Here is a 17,224-nt window from a genome sequence, read left to right on the forward strand (position 1 = left end):
TTACAGCAGCTTTTGCTGTTGCAGCCACGCTTTTGCCACACTGCTGGCATCCTGCCCTTCCACAGCAATTTTGGCGTTGAGCTGTTGCAATGTTTTTTCGTCAAGTGCACTGAACGCCGGTTTTAGCCAGGCATCCATTTGCGGATAGGCTTTGAGCACCGCTTCACGTACAACGGGTGTGGGCGCATAGATGGGCTGCACGCCTTTGGGATCGCTCAGGGTTTTCAGGCCCAGCGCGGCAACCGGGCCATCCGTGCCGTAGGCCATGGCCGCATTTACCCCGGAGGTTTGCTGGGCGGCCGCACCGATAGTCACCGCCGTATCGCCGCCTGCCAGCGATAACAGTTGATCCTGCTTAAGCGTAAAGTCATAGGCTTTTTCAAAGGACGGCAACGCATCGCTGCGTTCAATAAATTCCGCCGAGGCAGCCAGCTTAAACGTACCGCCTTTTTTGAGATAAGCGCTCAGGTCCTGTAGTGAATTAAGCTGATTTTTTTCGGCCACATCATTGCGCACCGCAATGGTCCAGGTGTTATTGGCGGGCGCGGGCGTCAGCCAGATCAGGTGATTTTTCTCTGCATCCAGCTTTTTGACCTTCTCATAACCCTGACGGGCATTCTTCCAGGCACTGTCTTTTTCGTCGTTAAAAAAGAACGCGCCATTACCGGTGTATTCCGGGTAGATATCCAGTTCCCCCGCCGTAATGGCACCGCGTACCACCTGGGTGGCGCCCAACTGGATTTTATTCACGGTTTTGACACCATGCTTTTCCAGCACCAGCAGAATCACATTTCCCAACAGTGAGCCTTCGGTATCAATCTTGGAACCGACACGAACCGGTTCGGCCGCGTGCGCCATCCCGAGGCTAAACACTACTGCACCGATGCCCGCCCAACCGCGAATAGTTGCCATGTTGCTTTCCTTATCACGTTATTCACCTGGAGTCGCCGTTGGTTGTCAGCACTGCGAAACGCGCACGGGCACCCCACCGTTTTTATTCATTGCAATAAAAGCGTAGCCTGGTAACAGCGTTGCGCGATGGGTTTTGTGACGAAACCGGCCCTGACCACATCAGCCAGGGCGAGATCGTTATGCCGGGAAAGTGAAATGCTCAAGGTAGGCAGGAATACGCGGGAACGTATGAAGAAACCAAGGCGTAAACTGCTGCGGCTGCTGCTGCATTTGCCGGGCGATATCCTGCATCGAACGGTAGTCGAAAGCGTCGGCCTCCTGCGGATTGAGCTGGGGCAGCTCATCGCTGACCGCAAAAAACACATGGCCGTATTCATGCTCTGTCAGACCATTACTCAGGGGCAGGTTGTAGCTCAGTTCGAAGATCGGCGTCAGCGACAAGGTCATGCCCATTTCTTCACGTAACCGACGTTCAGCCGCGTCTTTAGTCGACTCATGAGGATAAGGATGGCCGCAGCAGGTATTACTCCAGAGGCCGCCGCAATGGTATTTATCGCTGGCGCGACGCTGAAGCAGCAATTCCTGACGGGCGTTAAAAACATACACCGTCACGGCACGGTGCAGTAATCCTTTTTCATGTACTTCCAGCTTTTCCATTTTGCCAGTGGGGCGATCAAGATGGTCGACGAGGATGACTTCAATAGCAGACATGAGGATTCCTTGAATGTGTTCCTCATCATTCTGGCACAAGATCGGCGAGGTTGAGGGGATAAAATTGTGCTGTTTATGCACAAATCTGTCAGAGGGTGAAGCCGATCGGCAAAAATGTCGGGCCAGCGGAGGCTGGCCCGATGGGCGTTACAGTTTAAAGCTTTTCACAACCTGTTCCAGTTGCAGACTTTGCGCTTCCATCGCCTGGGCGGCTGAAGAGACTTCTTCAACCAGCACGGCGTTTTGCTGTGTGGTGCTGTCTAGCTGGTTGATGGCCACGTTGACCTGTTCGATGCCCATGCTCTGCTCACGGCTGGCTGCCATGATCTCGCTCATCAGCGTGGTCACGCTGCTGACGCCCTGCACCAGTTCGTCCATCGTCTGCCCGGCCTGCTCGACCAACTGGCTACCCGCATCGATATTGGCTACGGACTCTTCGATGAGTTTTTTGATCTCACGGGCGGAGTTAGCGGAACGTTGCGCCAGGTTACGGACTTCTGATGCCACCACGGCAAAGCCCCGGCCCTGTTCTCCGGCACGCGCCGCTTCAACGGCAGCGTTCAGCGCCAGGATATTGGTCTGGAAGGCAATGCTGTCGATCACGCTAATAATATCCACGACTTTACGTGAAGAGTGATGGATTTCACCCATGGTGCTGACGACCTGCCGAACCACCTCTGTGCCACGTGCCGCCACCTGTGACGCCTCACCGGCCAGCTGGTTCGCATGTGTGGCGTTATCGGCGTTCTGACGCACGGTGCCGGTCAGTTGTTCCATTGAGGCCGCCGTCTCAACAATCGAACTGGCCTGATCTTCCGTCCGTGACGACAGATTCGTATTACCGCTGGCAATTTCACGTGATGCGGCTGAAATGGCCAGTGCGCTGCTGCCAACCTGCTGCATTAACCCTTGCAGGTAGCTGATAAAATTATTGAAGCTCTGTGCCACCGCGTTGAATTCCGGGCTGTTGCTGGCCGGCAGGCGCTGGGTCAAATCCGCACCGCCTGTCGACAAGGCTTCAATATTTTGATTCAGCATTCTCAGGCGCTTCATCATCGCGCGGACAAAGCCTAACAGCACCAGTAACAGAATAACTGCCAGCGGGATCTGTACCAGGCCCAGACGCATCAGCATGTTGTGGGACTGTGCTTTCAGGAGGCTGCTCGGAACGCTACTGGCCAGATACCACGGGCTGCCCGGAATAGCCTGTAAAAACAGCGTCTGTTCACCGTCATGACTATTGTAAGTGGTTTCTGTCGGCTGGGTGCCTGCGTGAGCCAGCAGGGTTTTCAATGGCCCAGCCATTGGATTCTGCAGATCGCTCAGGTTCTCAAGTTTTGGCGTACCGTTCGCCAGCGCTGCGTTGCCGACCACTTTGCCGTCAGACTCAACGATCAGTACGTCTCCATGAATCGCCTCGCCCATTTTTTTAGCCAGTTGGTTGAAAAAACCCAACGTAACGTCGATGGTTGAGACGCCCCAGACGGAACCGTCGCGGTAGATGGCCATCGCACAGTTGGTACGCGGCTGTGGGCTGGCGGCATCCTGATAAGCCTTAGCCCAGGCACACTGCCCTTTTGGTGCAGCCATCCCGTCTTTGTACCAGGGTTGCTCCCAGTACTTGTCAGCCGCCTCAGAGTTCCAGTAGGTATTCACCTGCAGCTTATTGCTTGCATCGCGCGCGAAAAAGCTGCTGTCTTTCTCTTTTCCGGCTTCGCGACGATTAGGTAAGGGCCAGATACCGCCGCCAAAGACGTTGCTGTCCTGATACTGGTTGACCAGCGCCGGTAATAAGGTGTCGATCGCCGCGCTGTCGATGACGGCCGCAGCCTCGGTGATGGCGCGTTGCTGCGCCTGCACACGGTTCATTTGCTCAACAATGCCGGTAGCCAGTGAATCCACCTGATAACGAATCAGGCGGCTTTCATTTTCCACCAGTTGAGGCGCAACAAACTGATTAATTACCCAGATAGTGACCAACATTAACGCAACAAAGAAGCCGATAAGTGTTGCGGTGAAGCGGGATTGCGTGGTCTTTAACATTATTGTTCCCCTGACCTTTTGTGGCGCCATTGCCTGATCCGGGTTAACGGCACAGCAAAGGGGAACTTGAGTAGACTAGATCACAAATTTAACAAGTCATTTAACAATAAAGATATTTAATTGCACCAGGTGCGTAACTTTCTTACCCCTGGCGGCAGGCGAGCACTCGATTGCGCGGCTTATCCCGCCTCGACGACCTGCTCGCGTGGCCGGAAAATATGGGTATTTCCGCCAGCGGAAAGGCGTTCACGAAGTTGTTGCCCGCCCTGGGGTTCAGCCTGTGCAAACTGACGCTCCGCTTCGGTTACCGGCGTGGCCCACAGTAACGTTGGCCTGTCGCCATCGCGCCTCGGCAGGACAAACTGCGCGCTTTCCGGTGCCAGCTCGTTGGCTAACAGATAGCTTTCAAATCCCACAGGTGCCACTTCCGAAGCGAGTGTATGGCCTTCGCCGAGCCAGGTGAGGCGCGCCCATGGTAAATGCACAAATTCTGCCAGCGCGCTGGCCATTTGCACCGCATTGCTCTCCGTCATCACCTCGCCATCAACAGCCATGCCCAGCTCTGCCCGGCGATAGTGCGGTGCCAGTTCATCAAACAGAAAATCCACCTGCGGCATAGGACGAATACTCATCCCCAGCGTTAGAAAATACCAGATGCCGTTGTGATAATGCTGCGACAGCGCCATTGGCGGCCAGTTGCCTTGATCGATCGCGTAGTATTTTACCGACTCGCCAAACTGCGCCTGATAACAGGTCATCAGATCCTGCTGTACCTTGTCCCATTCGCTGCCGTCATGCCATTCACGCCAGAACTGCCGTTGCTGTTCGGCCAGGGCGTAATAATGGTTAGTGGACGCCGAACCCAGGGGTGCGGTCAGCCGGTTCTTTTTAATACAGCCTGCAGAAAAACTGACCTGCTTATCCTGATAAAGACTCCAGCCCGGGATCACGGCAAGAAGCTGACCGTAGTACCAGAGTGCTGCGCCCGCATCGCCCGGTTCCCAGAGTATTTGCAGCCCGGCCGGATCCAGCGGCGGCTCCGCTTCCAGGTTACGACAGTATTCGGCACTTAACAGGGGGGCAATGCCCTGCGCCATCGCCTGGTGATCGTCCTCAACCGGCGCGGGCAGGAGGTTACGTAACCAGCAGCCGCGCACCGCAAACTGGCTACGAAACAGGTCAGTGGGCCAGATATAGAAATAAGCAGTACGCGCATCCTGTTCGACAATGGCCGTCAGGGTGCGCTGCTGATTGTGGGCTTCGGCAATCAGTGTTTGGTACGTCATAGCGCCTCATTCGTGCTTGAGGAATCCATTTTCCCCGAGGATAGAGCAGGATCATGCCTGTCGCCATGTCAGACAAGGGTAAAACTCTCAAAGTGGGGAGGTCCGGGCAGGATGGCGGAAGCAGAAACGGGATGCGCTTCCCCGGTACGGGGAAGCGTTAATCAGCACGAACCGGATGTCGGTTCGTGCCGGGGCTTACTGATAGGTAAACTGGGCGTTCTGGGTGCGTACCGAGTCCAGACCAATCATGACGTTAAATTTGCCCGGTTCAGCAACGTGTTTCATCTGCTGATTCCAGAATTTCAGTGCATCAACGTCAATCCTGAAGGTCACTTTCTGCGACTCCCCGGCTTTAAGCATGATCCGTTTGAACCCGTGCAGCTCTTTTACCGGCCGGCTCATGCTGGCTACCGGATCGTTCAGGTACAGCTGGACGACTGTGGCCCCGTCAACTTTACCGCTGTTTGTTACGGTCACGCTGGCTTCAACACTGCCGTTGTGCGGCATGGTTTCAGCGGACAGCGTCACCGGCGACACGGTAAACGTGGTATAGCTCAGGCCGTATCCAAACGGATAGAGCGGGCCATTTTCCGCATCGTAATAGTGGGACGTGTACTTGTTTGGCTTGGCAAAGTTATAAGGCCGGCCGGTCGGCAGATGGTTGTAATAGATGGGAATTTGTCCCACGGAACGCGGGAAGGACATCGGCAGCTTGCCGGACGGGTTGTAATCGCCAAACAGCACATCCGCAATGGCATTGCCCCCTTCTGTCCCGCTGAACCAGGTTTCCAGCATGGCATCGGCCATACGATCTTCGTTGACCAGCGCTAATGGACGACCGTTCATCAGTACGATGACCAGCGGCTTGCCTGTTGCCTTCAGCGCAGCCAGTAATTTTTGCTGCGCAGGTGGAATCATCAGATCGCTACGGCTGGACGCTTCGTGTGCCATCCCCTGCGCTTCCCCCACGGCGGCCACGACGACATCTGCCTGTTTTGCCTTCTCTACCGCCTCATCGATCATGGCCTGTGCGGAGCGCGGATCGACGACGATGGCAGGTTCATACATATTCAGGAAGTCCTGAATACCTTTGTTGTCTGACACATTGGATCCTTTGGCATACAGCAGCGTCGCTTTACCCTGCGTCGCATTTTGCATCCCCTGCAACAGCGAAACAGACTGTTTCGCGACACCTGCCGCTGACCAGCTGCCCATGATATCGCGCTGGCTGTCTGCCAGCGGCCCGATCAAGGCAATGGTGCCGGATTTTTTCAGCGGTAACGTATTCAGGCGGTTTTTCAGCAGCACCATACTTTTGCGTGCCACATCCCGGGCTTCGGGACGATGCAGGCGGCTTTCCGCATTGGTGTCCTGGGGATCGCTCTCTTTCGGCCCCAGATGACTATAGGGATCGTTAAACAGCCCCATGTCGTATTTCACGTTAAGCACGTGGCGCGCCGCATCGTCGATTTCCGCCCGACTGACAATGCCGCGTTTCACCAGGTCCGGTAAGTATTTGCTGTAATATTCATCGCTCATACTCATATCGACACCGGATTTGAGGGCAATACGCACCGCATCCTGGGGATCGCTGGCCACGCCATGTTTAATCAACTCTTTGATCGCACCGTGGTCGCTGATAGTGATCCCTTTAAATTTCCAGTCACGGCGCAGCAGATCTTTCAGCAGCCAGCTGTCGGCCGTGGCGGGCACACCATTAATGGAGTTGAGCGCCACCATGACGCCGCCGCTGCCGGCATCCAGAGAGGCTTTATACGGCGGCAGATAGTCCTGGAACATGCGTTGCGGACTCATGTCCACGGTGTTGTAATCCCGTCCGCCTTCAACCGCGCCGTACAGCGCAAAGTGCTTTACGCTGGTCATAATATTGTAGCGGTCTGCCGGGCTTTTGCCCTGCATCGCCTTCACCATGGTGCGTCCCATTTCGGACGTTAAATAGGTGTCCTCGCCGAAGCCTTCGGACACGCGTCCCCAGCGCGGCTCCCGGCTGACGTCAACCATCGGCGCCCAGGTCATATTTAACCCATCGTCTGCCGCTTCATAAGCTGAAATGCGCCCAACCTCTTTAACGGCATCCAGATCCCAGCTGGAGGCTAACGCCAGCGGAATCGGGAAAATCGTCCGCTGACCGTGCACGACGTCATAGGCGAAAAACAGCGGAATTTTCAGCCGGCTGAGCTGCATCACCTGATCCTGCATTGCCCGGATATCCGGGCGCGTAACCGTATTAAAAATCGCGCCCACCTGCCCCTTGTGGATCATCTCACGCACGGCTTCTTTTGGCGTATCCGGTCCCACGCTAATTAAACGCAACTGGCCAATTTTCTCATCCAGCGTCATCTTTTTAAGCAGATTATTGACGTAGGCATCACGCGCCTTTTCGGTCATCGGATGCTGAACGGTGGGCTCCCCGGCCAGTGCAGGTTGCAGCGCAAGGGAAACAGCGAGGCTAACAGCGCAAATCCATTTCATCGGGTTGGGTTCTCTTAAGTAACTGCGCAATATCGACTAAATGCAGGATGGCATCATCAGAGCATAGCATGTCGCCTGCGGCTATCACACTGCGCCCGACGCAACTGACGTGCTACAGTAAGGACGCATGCATACGACAAGGGAATTGCCCATGATGACATCGTCTGTCCTGATTGCCGATCTGCGCCGTCTGGTTGGCACAAGTAACGTTCTGACTGAGGCCGCGCACACGGCTCGCTATCGTAAAGGCTTTCGTTCTGGTGAAGGTGAGGCGCTGGCCGTGGTGTTTCCGGCTACGCTGCTGGAGCTGTGGCGCGTACTGCAAACGCTGGTCGCTGCGGATGCAATCATTTTGATGCAGGCGGCCAATACCGGCCTGACCGAAGGCTCGACGCCGCAGGGCGACGACTACGATCGTCCGTTGGTGATTATCAGCACACTGAAGCTGGATAAGCTACAGCTCATCGATAAGGGCCGACAGGTCCTGGCCTTTCCGGGCAGTACCCTGTATCAACTGGAAAAGATCCTGAGGCCGCTGGGCCGTGAGCCGCACTCGGTGATTGGCTCTTCCTGTATTGGTGCGTCGGTGCTGGGTGGCATCTGTAATAACTCTGGCGGCTCGCTGATCAAACGCGGCCCGGCCTACAGTGAAATGGCGCTGTTTGCTCAGATTGATGCCCAGGGGCGACTGAAGCTGGTCAATCATCTGGGCATTGACCTGGGCACCTCGCCGGAAGAGATTCTGGGACGCCTGGATGACGATCGCTGGCAGCCGGACGATGTCCTGCATGATGGCCGTCACGCGTCCGATCATGATTATGCTGACCGCGTGCGCGATGTGAATGCCGATACGCCCGCCCGTTTTAACGCGGATGCCCGTCGTCTGTTTGAAGCGTCCGGCTGCGCAGGCAAGCTGGCGGTTTTCGCGGTACGCCTGGACACATTTGAGCAGGAACCGCAGCAGCAGGTGTTCTATATCGGCACTAACGATGCCGCCGTGCTCAGCGACCTGCGCTGCCATATGCTGGCCCATTTTAAAAACCTGCCCGTTGCCGCGGAATATATGCACCGGGATATCTACGATATCGCCGAAGTGTACGGCAAAGATACGTTCCTGATGATTGACAAGCTGGGCACCGACAAGATGCCCCTGTTTTTTACGCTTAAAGGTCGGGTTGACGGCTGGCTTAATAAACTGTCTTTCATAAAACCGCATCTGACTGACCGGCTGCTGCAACGGCTGAGTCGCCTGTTTCCGGCGCATCTGCCGAAACGCATGAAGCAGTATCGCGATAAATACCAGCATCATTTAATGCTGAAAATGTCGGGTAACGGCGTCGAAGAGGCGCGCAACTACCTGCGGGAGTTTTTCCGTGAAGGTGGCGGAGAGTTTTTTGAGTGCGAAGGCAAAGAAGGCGCGCACGCTTTCCTGCACCGCTTTGCCGCTGCCGGTGCGGCAGTGCGTTATCACGCCGTTCACGCCACAGAGGTGGAAGATATTCTGGCGCTGGATATTGCGCTGCGCCGCAATGACAGAGACTGGTTCGAAACCCTGCCTGCCGGGATAACGCAGTCACTCAGTCATCAGCTGTATTACGGCCATTTTTTCTGCCATGTCTTCCATCAGGACTACATCGTTAAAAAAGGGGTGGATGTCCATGCCCTGAAAGCGCAAATGCTGGCGATTCTGAAGACGCGCGGCGCGGAGTATCCGGCAGAGCATAACGTCGGCCATCTCTATCAGGCCCAGCCGCAGTTGGCCGCGTTCTATCGTCAGCTCGATCCGACCAACAGCTTTAACCCCGGTATTGGCAAAACCAGTAAGCTGAAAGGCTGGGCGGTCAGGCAGCCCTGACGTCTCAAAAGGCCATGAAAAAACAGGCAGCCATAGGGCTGCCTGTTTCATTAACGCGGTTGCTCTGTGACCGTTACGTCATCGCTGACATCCGAGGCCAGCAGCTGGCGACGTTCGATAATCATAGTCTGCGGCGTCGACAGGACGATCCCTTCTTTACGTAATCGCGTCAGAATATCAAACAGCAGATCGCTTTTTGCGCCTGCAATCTGGCGCTGGCTGGCCACGTTACCGGTTACGCTGAGTACAATGCCCTGCGCGGTAAGATCTTTAAACGACACTGACGGTTCCGGCGTCTCCAGAATGCGCTCATTCTCTTCATACACCTTAAGCAGAATTTCACGTACCTGCACGGGGTCAATATTGAGCGGGAACGTCAGGGTAATCGTCACCACGCCCTGCGCGTTACCCATGGTCGCGTTACGGACGTTCTGAGAAATAAACTGCGAGTTAGGCACGATCACCGTAGATTTATCGCCCAGCTGAATTTCCGTCGCACGCACGTTGATACGACGAATATCCCCTTCCACGCCGCTGATCGTCACCAGATCGCCCACTTTCACCGGGCGCTCAGTCAGCAGAATCAAACCCGAAATAAAGTTCTTAACGATCTCCTGTAAGCCGAAACCGATACCGACGGATAATGCACTGACGATCCAGGCCAGCTTGTTCCATTGCAGCCCCATAATCGACAGGGTCAGCAGGATAATCAGCACATAGCCCACGTTACTGAACAGCGTCACCAGGGACACCCGCATCCCGCTGTCCATGGTGGTTTTGGGCAGGAAGTCGTTGTCCAGCCAGCGCCGCACTGAACGCAAGACGTAAATCCCGACAATCAGGCACAGCAATGCATTAACCAGGTGCGCCGGAACGATATTCAGCGACTCCAGGCCTTTACCGCCCCAGAATTCGATGGCTTTCTGCAACAACTCAATCGGCGTGGACGAGGCAAAGGTGCCGTTGAGCAGCGCCAGCGCCACAAACAGCACCAGGAACGTTTTACCTATCGCCGCCAGAATGGTCGCCACCTGCTGCAGATGACGTTCATCAATGTTCAGTGAACTCTGGATGCGTTTACCTGTCGTGTTACTGATCGAGAACAGACTCTCACAGCCGTCGTTGACCAGATGACTGAGAATATAAAATGAGCCAAACAAAATGCCGCACCACACCAGCTCATAGCTGAGAAAACGCGCCAGCGTGACGTAGCCGATCACCAGTGAGGCCAGGATGGTCAGCGCGGTGATCGTCAGCGCCATCTGAATCAATCCAACCAGGGTAGAACGCGCTTCCGGCGGCGTACCCGACTGCGCCAGGCGACGACGAACGCGCTTGGTGCGCATGCTGATCGCCAGTGCCGTAGTGCCGATAAGTAATGCTGTCAGGCCGTTGGCAAAAATACTGGTATTCAGGCTGGTGCCGACGGTGTAGTTAAAGGACTCGACCATCTGAAAGATAAACACCAGCAGGGCCGTAATCGGCGGGAACGGTTTAAGCGCGATGGCGACTTCGTTCGAAATCGTCGGCAGACGCCAGCTGGGGCGACGCGTGGATAAAAAGGCACGGCCCAGCCCGGCAATCAGGCCGCAGTAGACGCTGAGTTCGACCAGACGGTAAATAAAGTCCTGCACATCGCTGGAGACTTCATCGCGGCGCGTAAAGGCCTGCGAAATAAAGACGAAGGTCAGGACAACGGCCGCCAGGCTGGTCAGCGCCACGGCAGTCGCCAGAAAACTACGGCGCAAACGCCCTTCAGGCAATTTATTGATACTGACCCAGGCCAGGAACTCTTCACCATAGCGACGGCCGAGCGTCATCACCAGCACCGCGGCCAGCAACCAGCCAACCGTGCCAATGCGCCAGCCCGGCTCCCAGGAGAGTGCGGCCGTGTCTTTCAGCTCATTGAGAAAATCGCCAATTTTTTCCGCATCCAGATCCTGACTACTTAACACGGGCGCCCAGAAGCGCGGCCCCAGAATACTGCCTGAATTCAGGGCGAGTTTATTTTTTAGCTGGTCGCGGCGCAGATTGACGATTTGTGAGGAGAGCATCAGTGCACTGTTTTTAATGCCTTCCGCCTGCTTGATTTGATCGTCAAGCTTGCTCTTCTGACTTTCCAGCGCGCTGCGTTTGCGCGTCACGTCCGGTGTCTCTTTGACGCCGCTTTCCGGTTTGGGTGCCGGACCGAGCACGGCCAGCTGCGCTTCCAGTTGTTGACGATCGGGCTGTAACGCCTGCGCAAGCGTATCCGTATTGCCTGATAGCTCCAGCGCCATCTCATTCAGACGACTGAGCTTATTTTCGTCGCTTTCAACGGAGACCTGGCTTTTAATTTTATCGAGGATCTTCTGCATTTTCGGCAGCTCGACAGAGGCATCCACCTTGGGTTTGTCGTCGGTTTGCTGCGTGGCTTGCGTCGCATCGTCGGCAAAACTCAGCGCGGGTGCGAGCGTCATCAACGCGAAAAAAATCAGAACACTAAATGAACGTAACTTGAGCATATCAATGAGATTCCGGCACAGTAATCAGGCGAATCACCCTCGCCATTTGCGGGTAGTTTAGATTTTCGTCTGCCATGAAACTATAGGAATACAGGTCAATCTCAGCCGGGGAAACGTAGCGCCCCGGCAGAGGATTACTCTACAGCGGCCCCACTGGCTGCGTTGCTGGCAACCTCATCCGCTTTTTGTTTTTTATAGGCCAGTGCAGCCGCCGGAACCGGCGCAGCCTTGCCGGTTTCCAGCCAGTCGCGCAGACGATTCGCATCGGCGAAATGGGTATATTTGCCAAACGCATCGAGTACCACCAGCGCGACCGGGCGGTTCTTAATCATCGTCCGCATGACCAGACAGTGCCCCGCCTGATCGGTATAACCCGTTTTCGTTAACTGGATATGCCAGCCATTTTTATACACCAGGTGATTGGTATTGCGGAACGGTAGCGCATAACTCGGATGGGCAAACACGGCGGTTTCTTCTTTGGTCGTGCTGAGCTCACCCAGAAGCGGATATTCACGCGTCGCTTTCAGCAGCTTCACCAGATCCTGGGCACTGGACACGTTTTTGATAGAGAGGCCCGTGGGTTCAACGTAATGCGTGTGCATCATGCCGAGCGCGCGCGCCTTGGCATTCATTGCCCGGATAAAAGCATCGTACCCGCCCGGATAAGCGTGAGCCAGACTGGCTGCCGCGCGGTTTTCCGAGGACATCAGCGCCAGCATCAGCATACTGCGGCGACTAATTTCGCTGTTCAGTTTGACGCGCGAAAACACACCACGCATCTCGGGGGTCTGGCTGATATCGACCTTCACCATCTCGTTCATCGGCTGGTGCGCATCCAGTACCACCATGGCCGTCATTAACTTCGTGATGGACGCGATGGGGCGCACCCGATCCGGGTGACTGGAGAACAGGACTTTACCATTGGTCAGATCGACAATCAGGGCGCTCCCTGAGGCGATTTGCGGCTGAGCAATCGGGGCCATCTGCGACAACGTGGTGGTCGCCTGTGCTGGAAGGGTAAAAACCTGCCCGGAAACGAGCAGCGCCAGCGACAACAGTGAAAAGCGAATTTTTGCAGGCATCGTGGAAAAAAGACCCGGTTAAGATTGTGCGCTGTGTAAACACAGGCCGCCAACGCCTGAACAGGCAGAGCGCGGGCTGGCCGCAGCATCATACGCTGAAGTCAGGGAATTTTCCTGGTGAGATTGTTTCTGAGCGTTAAAAAAAGGTTGCCGCCCTGTAGGCGGCAACGGCAGGTTAAAACAGACGCGGGCCATAGCCCCATAACACCACGGTCAGAGCCAGTAGCACTTCGAAGACCAGCACACCAATAGCCAGTGTTGAACTGGAAAAACGCAGACTTTCGTCACGGTCGATATTCAGAAACAGCGGAATGCCGACATACAGCAGATACCCGGTATACAGGAGCGCCAGCGCTGCCGCCAGCACACATAGCCAGACCAGCGGATAAAGCGCGACAAGGCCGCTCAAAAACAGGGGCGTAGCGACATAGCCCGCAAATACGGTGCAGCGCCCCATGCTGGGACGATGGGGATAGTCACGCGCCATCCAGTGAATCACCCGCCCCATAACGGCGACGCCGCCCAGGATCACCAGATAGAACAGAATCCCCAGGCCCAACGCCGTCAGCAAATTAAGCTGCACATATTGCCCTTCTCCCAGGTTCCAGCCTGACTGAGTGGTGCCAATCATGGCGCAGATCACCGGCACAGCGGCCATCAGCAGCACGTGGTGAGTGTAATGGTGCGAAACCGTTTCGTTCTCTTGCTTGATAGTGCGCATTTCCTGGTTCGGATGCGCTAACAAACCCCAGACATGGTTCATACGCTTACTCCTCTGACCGATTGGGCCACCCGATCTGTTAACATTTCCACAAGGGGGCAGCAGTCATTTGAGTATAATCGGCAGGATAATTTCTGGGGCCTCTGCGCAAAAAAACGGCGAAAAAGATCGCTTATGGGGTCTTAATCCGCTGTCCTGGCAAATCGGGTATAGACTGAAAGAAAAATCTTCACACAGGGAGTTCAGCCTTGCATTTGGATATCAATGGGTTAATTACGCAGTATGGCTATCTAGCGCTGTTTATTGGCTGTATTGCCGAGGGCGAAACGTTTTTGCTGCTGGGCGGGGTTGCCGCTCACGAAGGGCTACTGCACTACAGTGGCGTCGTACTGGCGGCGATGGCGGGCGGCGTGGTGGGCGATCAGATGCTCTACTGGATTGGCCGGCGTTTTGGTACCCGCATTTTGCGACGCTTTGAAAAACATCAGGATAAAGTGGTGAAGGCGAACCGCCTGATTAAGCGTCGTCCCAGCCTGTTCGTGATTGGCGCACGTTTTATGTATGGCTTTCGTATTATTGGGCCGATCATTATTGGCGCAAGCCGCCTGAAGCCGCTGAAGTTTTTTCTCCTCAACGTCACCGGGGCGGCTGTCTGGGCACTGCTGTTTGTTACGCTCGGCTATTTTGCAGGCGGCATTATCGCCCCCTGGCTGCACAAACTCGACCAACACTTTAAACACCTGCTATGGCTGGGCGCGGCGGTGGTCTTTGCGTTTGTGCTGCGCTGGGCGATTCGCCGCTGGAATCATCACCGGGCCGATCAATAGCCTTTAAACTGCGGGTTGGCCAGCATAAAGCCGCCGTCGATAATAAACGACTGACCGGTGGTATAGGTCGCCCACTCGGAACTCAGCCAGGCTACCATACTGGCAATTTCGTGCGTATCGCCGGGGCGGCCGGCAGGAATTTCCGGCATTTTTACGTTATGCGCATCCGCGTCGGACATCTTGTTCATCGGCGTCGCAATCGCCCCCGGGGCGACCGCATTGACCAGAATATTGTGGGGCAGCAGACTCAGCGCCATCGATTTGGTCAGGCCGCCTGCCGCATGTTTTGCCGCGGTGTAGGCCACTGAGCCTGGCAGGGGCGTATGCTCGTGCACAGAGGTGATGTTGATGATGCGTCCGCCCTGCCCTTGTTTGATCATGTTACGTGCCGCCACCTGCCCACAGATAAAGACGCCATCGACATCCACGCTGAAAGTTTTACGCCAGTCTTCCCAGGTCACGTCCATAAAGTCGGCTTTAAAATTTGCCCCGGCATTGTTGACCAGCACATCAATACGGCCCAGTTTGTCGATCAACTGCTGCAACACCTTGCCGCCTTCTGGCGGATCGGCCAGATCGAGCTGAATCGTCTCTGCCCGTTGTCCGGTCTTTTCTACCCGACGGGCGGTCCGCTGTGCGCCTTCCTCGTCTGAACGCCAGGTGATGCCAATATCAAAGCCCTGTTCGGCTAACATCTCAGCACAACGGCTGCCGATGCCCGAATCCGATGCGGTCACAATGGCCACTTTTCGTTGGGGTGCTGTCATAACGGTCTCCTCTGGAAGTGTATGAAAAGTATATACCGGGCTGAAAATTGTGCCGGACGCGGACAACGGGCTCGCCAGGTTAACGATCCGTGCCCGAACGAAGCGGTATGCAGGTACCTGGCTATAGTTAAGTCAGACACTGACAGGGAGAACGCGATGAGTAAGGTTAAACGCAAGATTGACGATCATGGTGTCATAGGTGATCTTCGCACCTGTGCACTGGTCGCAAACGATGGCACGATCGACTATCTCTGCTGGCCGGAGCTGGACAGCCCGTCGGTGTTTTCGGCCTTACTGGACAGTGACGAAGCGGGCCTGTTTTCAATCGCACCCGAGTGGCAAAACGCCCGTCGGCAACAAATTTACCTGCCGGATACCAATATTCTGCAAACGCGCTGGCTGGCCGAAGAAGGCGTGGCCGAAATTACTGACTACATGCCCATCTGTGACCGTCAGGACAAACTGCCACGCATTATCCGCCGGGTGAAAATGGTGCGGGGTCAGGCCCGGTTTAACATGGTCTGTTCGCCTCGCCATGATTACGCCCGCGCGGAAACCCGCGCCGAGATTCAGCGCGGTTGTATCGATTTTCATGCGACGGATCAGCCCTCGCTTCGGCTGGCCGCCACGGTCGTGATGACCCTGGAAGGTAATAACGCCACCGCCAGTTTCGAGTTAAAAGCGGGTGAACACGCCGAATTTGAATTCGGCAGCGTAAATGACGCACACGTTGAAAAACTGGCGACCGCGAACTGTTTCGAAGAGACGCTGAGCTACTGGCGTGAGTGGAGTTGCCACAGTACCTATCGTGGCCGCTGGCAGGAAATGGTCCAGCGCTCAGCCTTGGTGCTGAAGCTGCTGACCTCCTGGCAGCACGGCTCCATTGCCGCCGCCGCAACCTTTGGCCTGCCGGAGGAGCTGGGGGGCGAACGTAACTGGGATTACCGTGCCTCCTGGATACGCGATGCGTCCTTCAGCATGTACGCGCTGATGCGCCTGGGCTACGTGGATGAGGCCAAGCACTTCACCGAATGGGTTGGTCGCTGTGTGGAAAACAGCCATCATGACGAGATGCGTTTACAGGTGATGTATCGCCTGGACAGCAGCACGGAACTGCAGGAAATGTCGCTGCTCAACCTGTCCGGCTATGCCGATTCCTGCCCGGTCAGGATAGGCAACGATGCCTGGCAACAGAAACAACTGGATATCTATGGCGAACTGATGGACGCCATTTACCTTGCCAATAAATATGGTGAAGCCATCTCTCAACGGGGCTGGAACCATGTCTCAGAGATGCTGGACTGGCTCTGTGATAACTGGCATCAGCCGGATGCGGGCATCTGGGAAATGCGCGGTGAACCGGAGCACTTCCTGCACTCCCGTTTGATGTGCTGGGTGGCCATGGATCGCGGGCTGCGTCTTGGCATGAAACGTTCCCTGCCGATGCCTTATGAGCGGTGGGACCGTACCCGGCGCGAGATTCGCGACGATATCTGGAAAAACTTCTGGAACAGCGAACGCGGCCATTTTGTTTCGACCCGCCATGGCGACTACCTGGATGCCTCCATGCTGCTGATGCCGCTGGTGCGTTTTGTCGGCGCAACCGATCCTGACTGGATTGCCACGCTGGATGCCATCAAGGCGAATCTGGTCAGCGATGGGATGGTGCGCCGCTATAACATCCATGAAACCCCGGCGGACGGGCTCACCGGCGGAGAAGGTTCATTTGGTGCCTGCTCGTTCTGGTACGTCGAATGTCTGGCGCGTGCCGGGCGCGTACGCGAAGCCCATTTTGAGTTCGAGAAATTACTGAGCTACGCTAATCCGTTGGGGTTATATGCCGAAGAGTTCGACAGCCACGGCCAGGCACTAGGCAATATGCCGCAGGCGCTGACGCATCTCGCCCTGATTAGCGCCGCCTTTTTCCTGAACCGCAAGCTAAACGGAGATGTCACGTTATGGCAGCCGTAAAGGGCGTTTTTCGCCCAAAATGTTAATGAACAAAGGCGGATAACGCAGGTAA

General features: G+C 55.7%; 12 protein-coding genes. 3 read left to right on the forward strand and 9 right to left on the reverse strand.

What is annotated here, in order from left to right:
- From C1N58_RS11385 to bglX, 5 genes are all read right to left on the reverse strand, one after another.
- On the reverse strand, positions 1-858 hold the full coding sequence (locus tag C1N58_RS11385) for a glycine betaine ABC transporter substrate-binding protein OsmF (protein WP_394564885.1): 858 nt from the start codon (positions 856-858) through the stop codon (positions 1-3).
- A 231-nt stretch (positions 859-1,089) separates the two neighbouring features.
- A complete protein-coding gene (gene idi, locus C1N58_RS11390) occupies positions 1,090-1,623 on the reverse strand; it encodes an isopentenyl-diphosphate Delta-isomerase (RefSeq protein ID WP_006118580.1) in 534 nt (177 codons plus the stop codon).
- A 147-nt stretch (positions 1,624-1,770) separates the two neighbouring features.
- Positions 1,771-3,666: a methyl-accepting chemotaxis protein gene (locus C1N58_RS11395; RefSeq protein WP_054634278.1), complete on the reverse strand. Its 1,896-nt coding sequence runs from the start codon at positions 3,664-3,666 to the stop codon at positions 1,771-1,773.
- Positions 3,667-3,845: 179 nt separating this feature from the next.
- Positions 3,846-4,952 (reverse strand): suppressor of fused domain protein, encoded by a 1,107-nt coding sequence (locus C1N58_RS11400; protein WP_039341470.1) that lies wholly within the window; start codon positions 4,950-4,952, stop codon positions 3,846-3,848.
- Between the two features lie 195 nt (positions 4,953-5,147).
- Positions 5,148-7,445, reverse strand: coding sequence for a beta-glucosidase BglX (bglX, locus tag C1N58_RS11405; protein WP_033737709.1), 2,298 nt, complete (start codon positions 7,443-7,445; stop codon positions 5,148-5,150).
- Between the two features lie 151 nt (positions 7,446-7,596).
- Here bglX and dld point away from each other — a divergent pair, with 151 nt between their 5' ends.
- Positions 7,597-9,300 (forward strand): D-lactate dehydrogenase, encoded by a 1,704-nt coding sequence (dld, locus tag C1N58_RS11410; RefSeq protein ID WP_394564185.1) that lies wholly within the window; start codon positions 7,597-7,599, stop codon positions 9,298-9,300.
- A 50-nt stretch (positions 9,301-9,350) separates the two neighbouring features.
- On the opposite strand, the gene C1N58_RS11415 is transcribed toward dld, so the two are convergent.
- The 3 genes from C1N58_RS11415 to C1N58_RS11425 form a co-directional block, all read right to left on the reverse strand.
- Positions 9,351-11,804, reverse strand: a complete 2,454-nt coding sequence (locus C1N58_RS11415; protein ID WP_033737711.1) for a DUF3772 domain-containing protein — start codon at positions 11,802-11,804, stop codon at positions 9,351-9,353.
- A gap of 134 nt (positions 11,805-11,938) precedes the next feature.
- Complete coding sequence (gene pbpG / locus C1N58_RS11420; protein ID WP_033737712.1) at positions 11,939-12,886, reverse strand: D-alanyl-D-alanine endopeptidase; 948 nt, start codon at positions 12,884-12,886, stop codon at positions 11,939-11,941.
- Positions 12,887-13,061: 175 nt separating this feature from the next.
- A complete protein-coding gene (locus tag C1N58_RS11425; protein ID WP_033737713.1) occupies positions 13,062-13,649 on the reverse strand; it encodes a Yip1 family protein in 588 nt (195 codons plus the stop codon).
- A gap of 206 nt (positions 13,650-13,855) precedes the next feature.
- Here C1N58_RS11425 and C1N58_RS11430 point away from each other — a divergent pair, with 206 nt between their 5' ends.
- Complete coding sequence (locus C1N58_RS11430) at positions 13,856-14,434, forward strand: DedA family protein (RefSeq protein ID WP_394564186.1); 579 nt, start codon at positions 13,856-13,858, stop codon at positions 14,432-14,434.
- Here C1N58_RS11430 and C1N58_RS11435 read toward each other — a convergent pair.
- Positions 14,428-15,201, reverse strand: a complete 774-nt coding sequence (locus tag C1N58_RS11435) for an SDR family oxidoreductase (RefSeq protein WP_394564187.1) — start codon at positions 15,199-15,201, stop codon at positions 14,428-14,430. The genes C1N58_RS11430 and C1N58_RS11435 overlap by 7 nt on opposite strands.
- 156 nt (positions 15,202-15,357) lie before the next feature.
- On the opposite strand from C1N58_RS11435, the gene C1N58_RS11440 reads away from it, so the two are divergent.
- Positions 15,358-17,172, forward strand: coding sequence for a glycoside hydrolase family 15 protein (locus tag C1N58_RS11440; protein WP_164483077.1), 1,815 nt, complete (start codon positions 15,358-15,360; stop codon positions 17,170-17,172).
- Positions 17,173-17,224 lie beyond the last annotated feature (52 nt).

The organism is Pantoea sp. SGAir0180 (genome assembly GCF_043546245.1).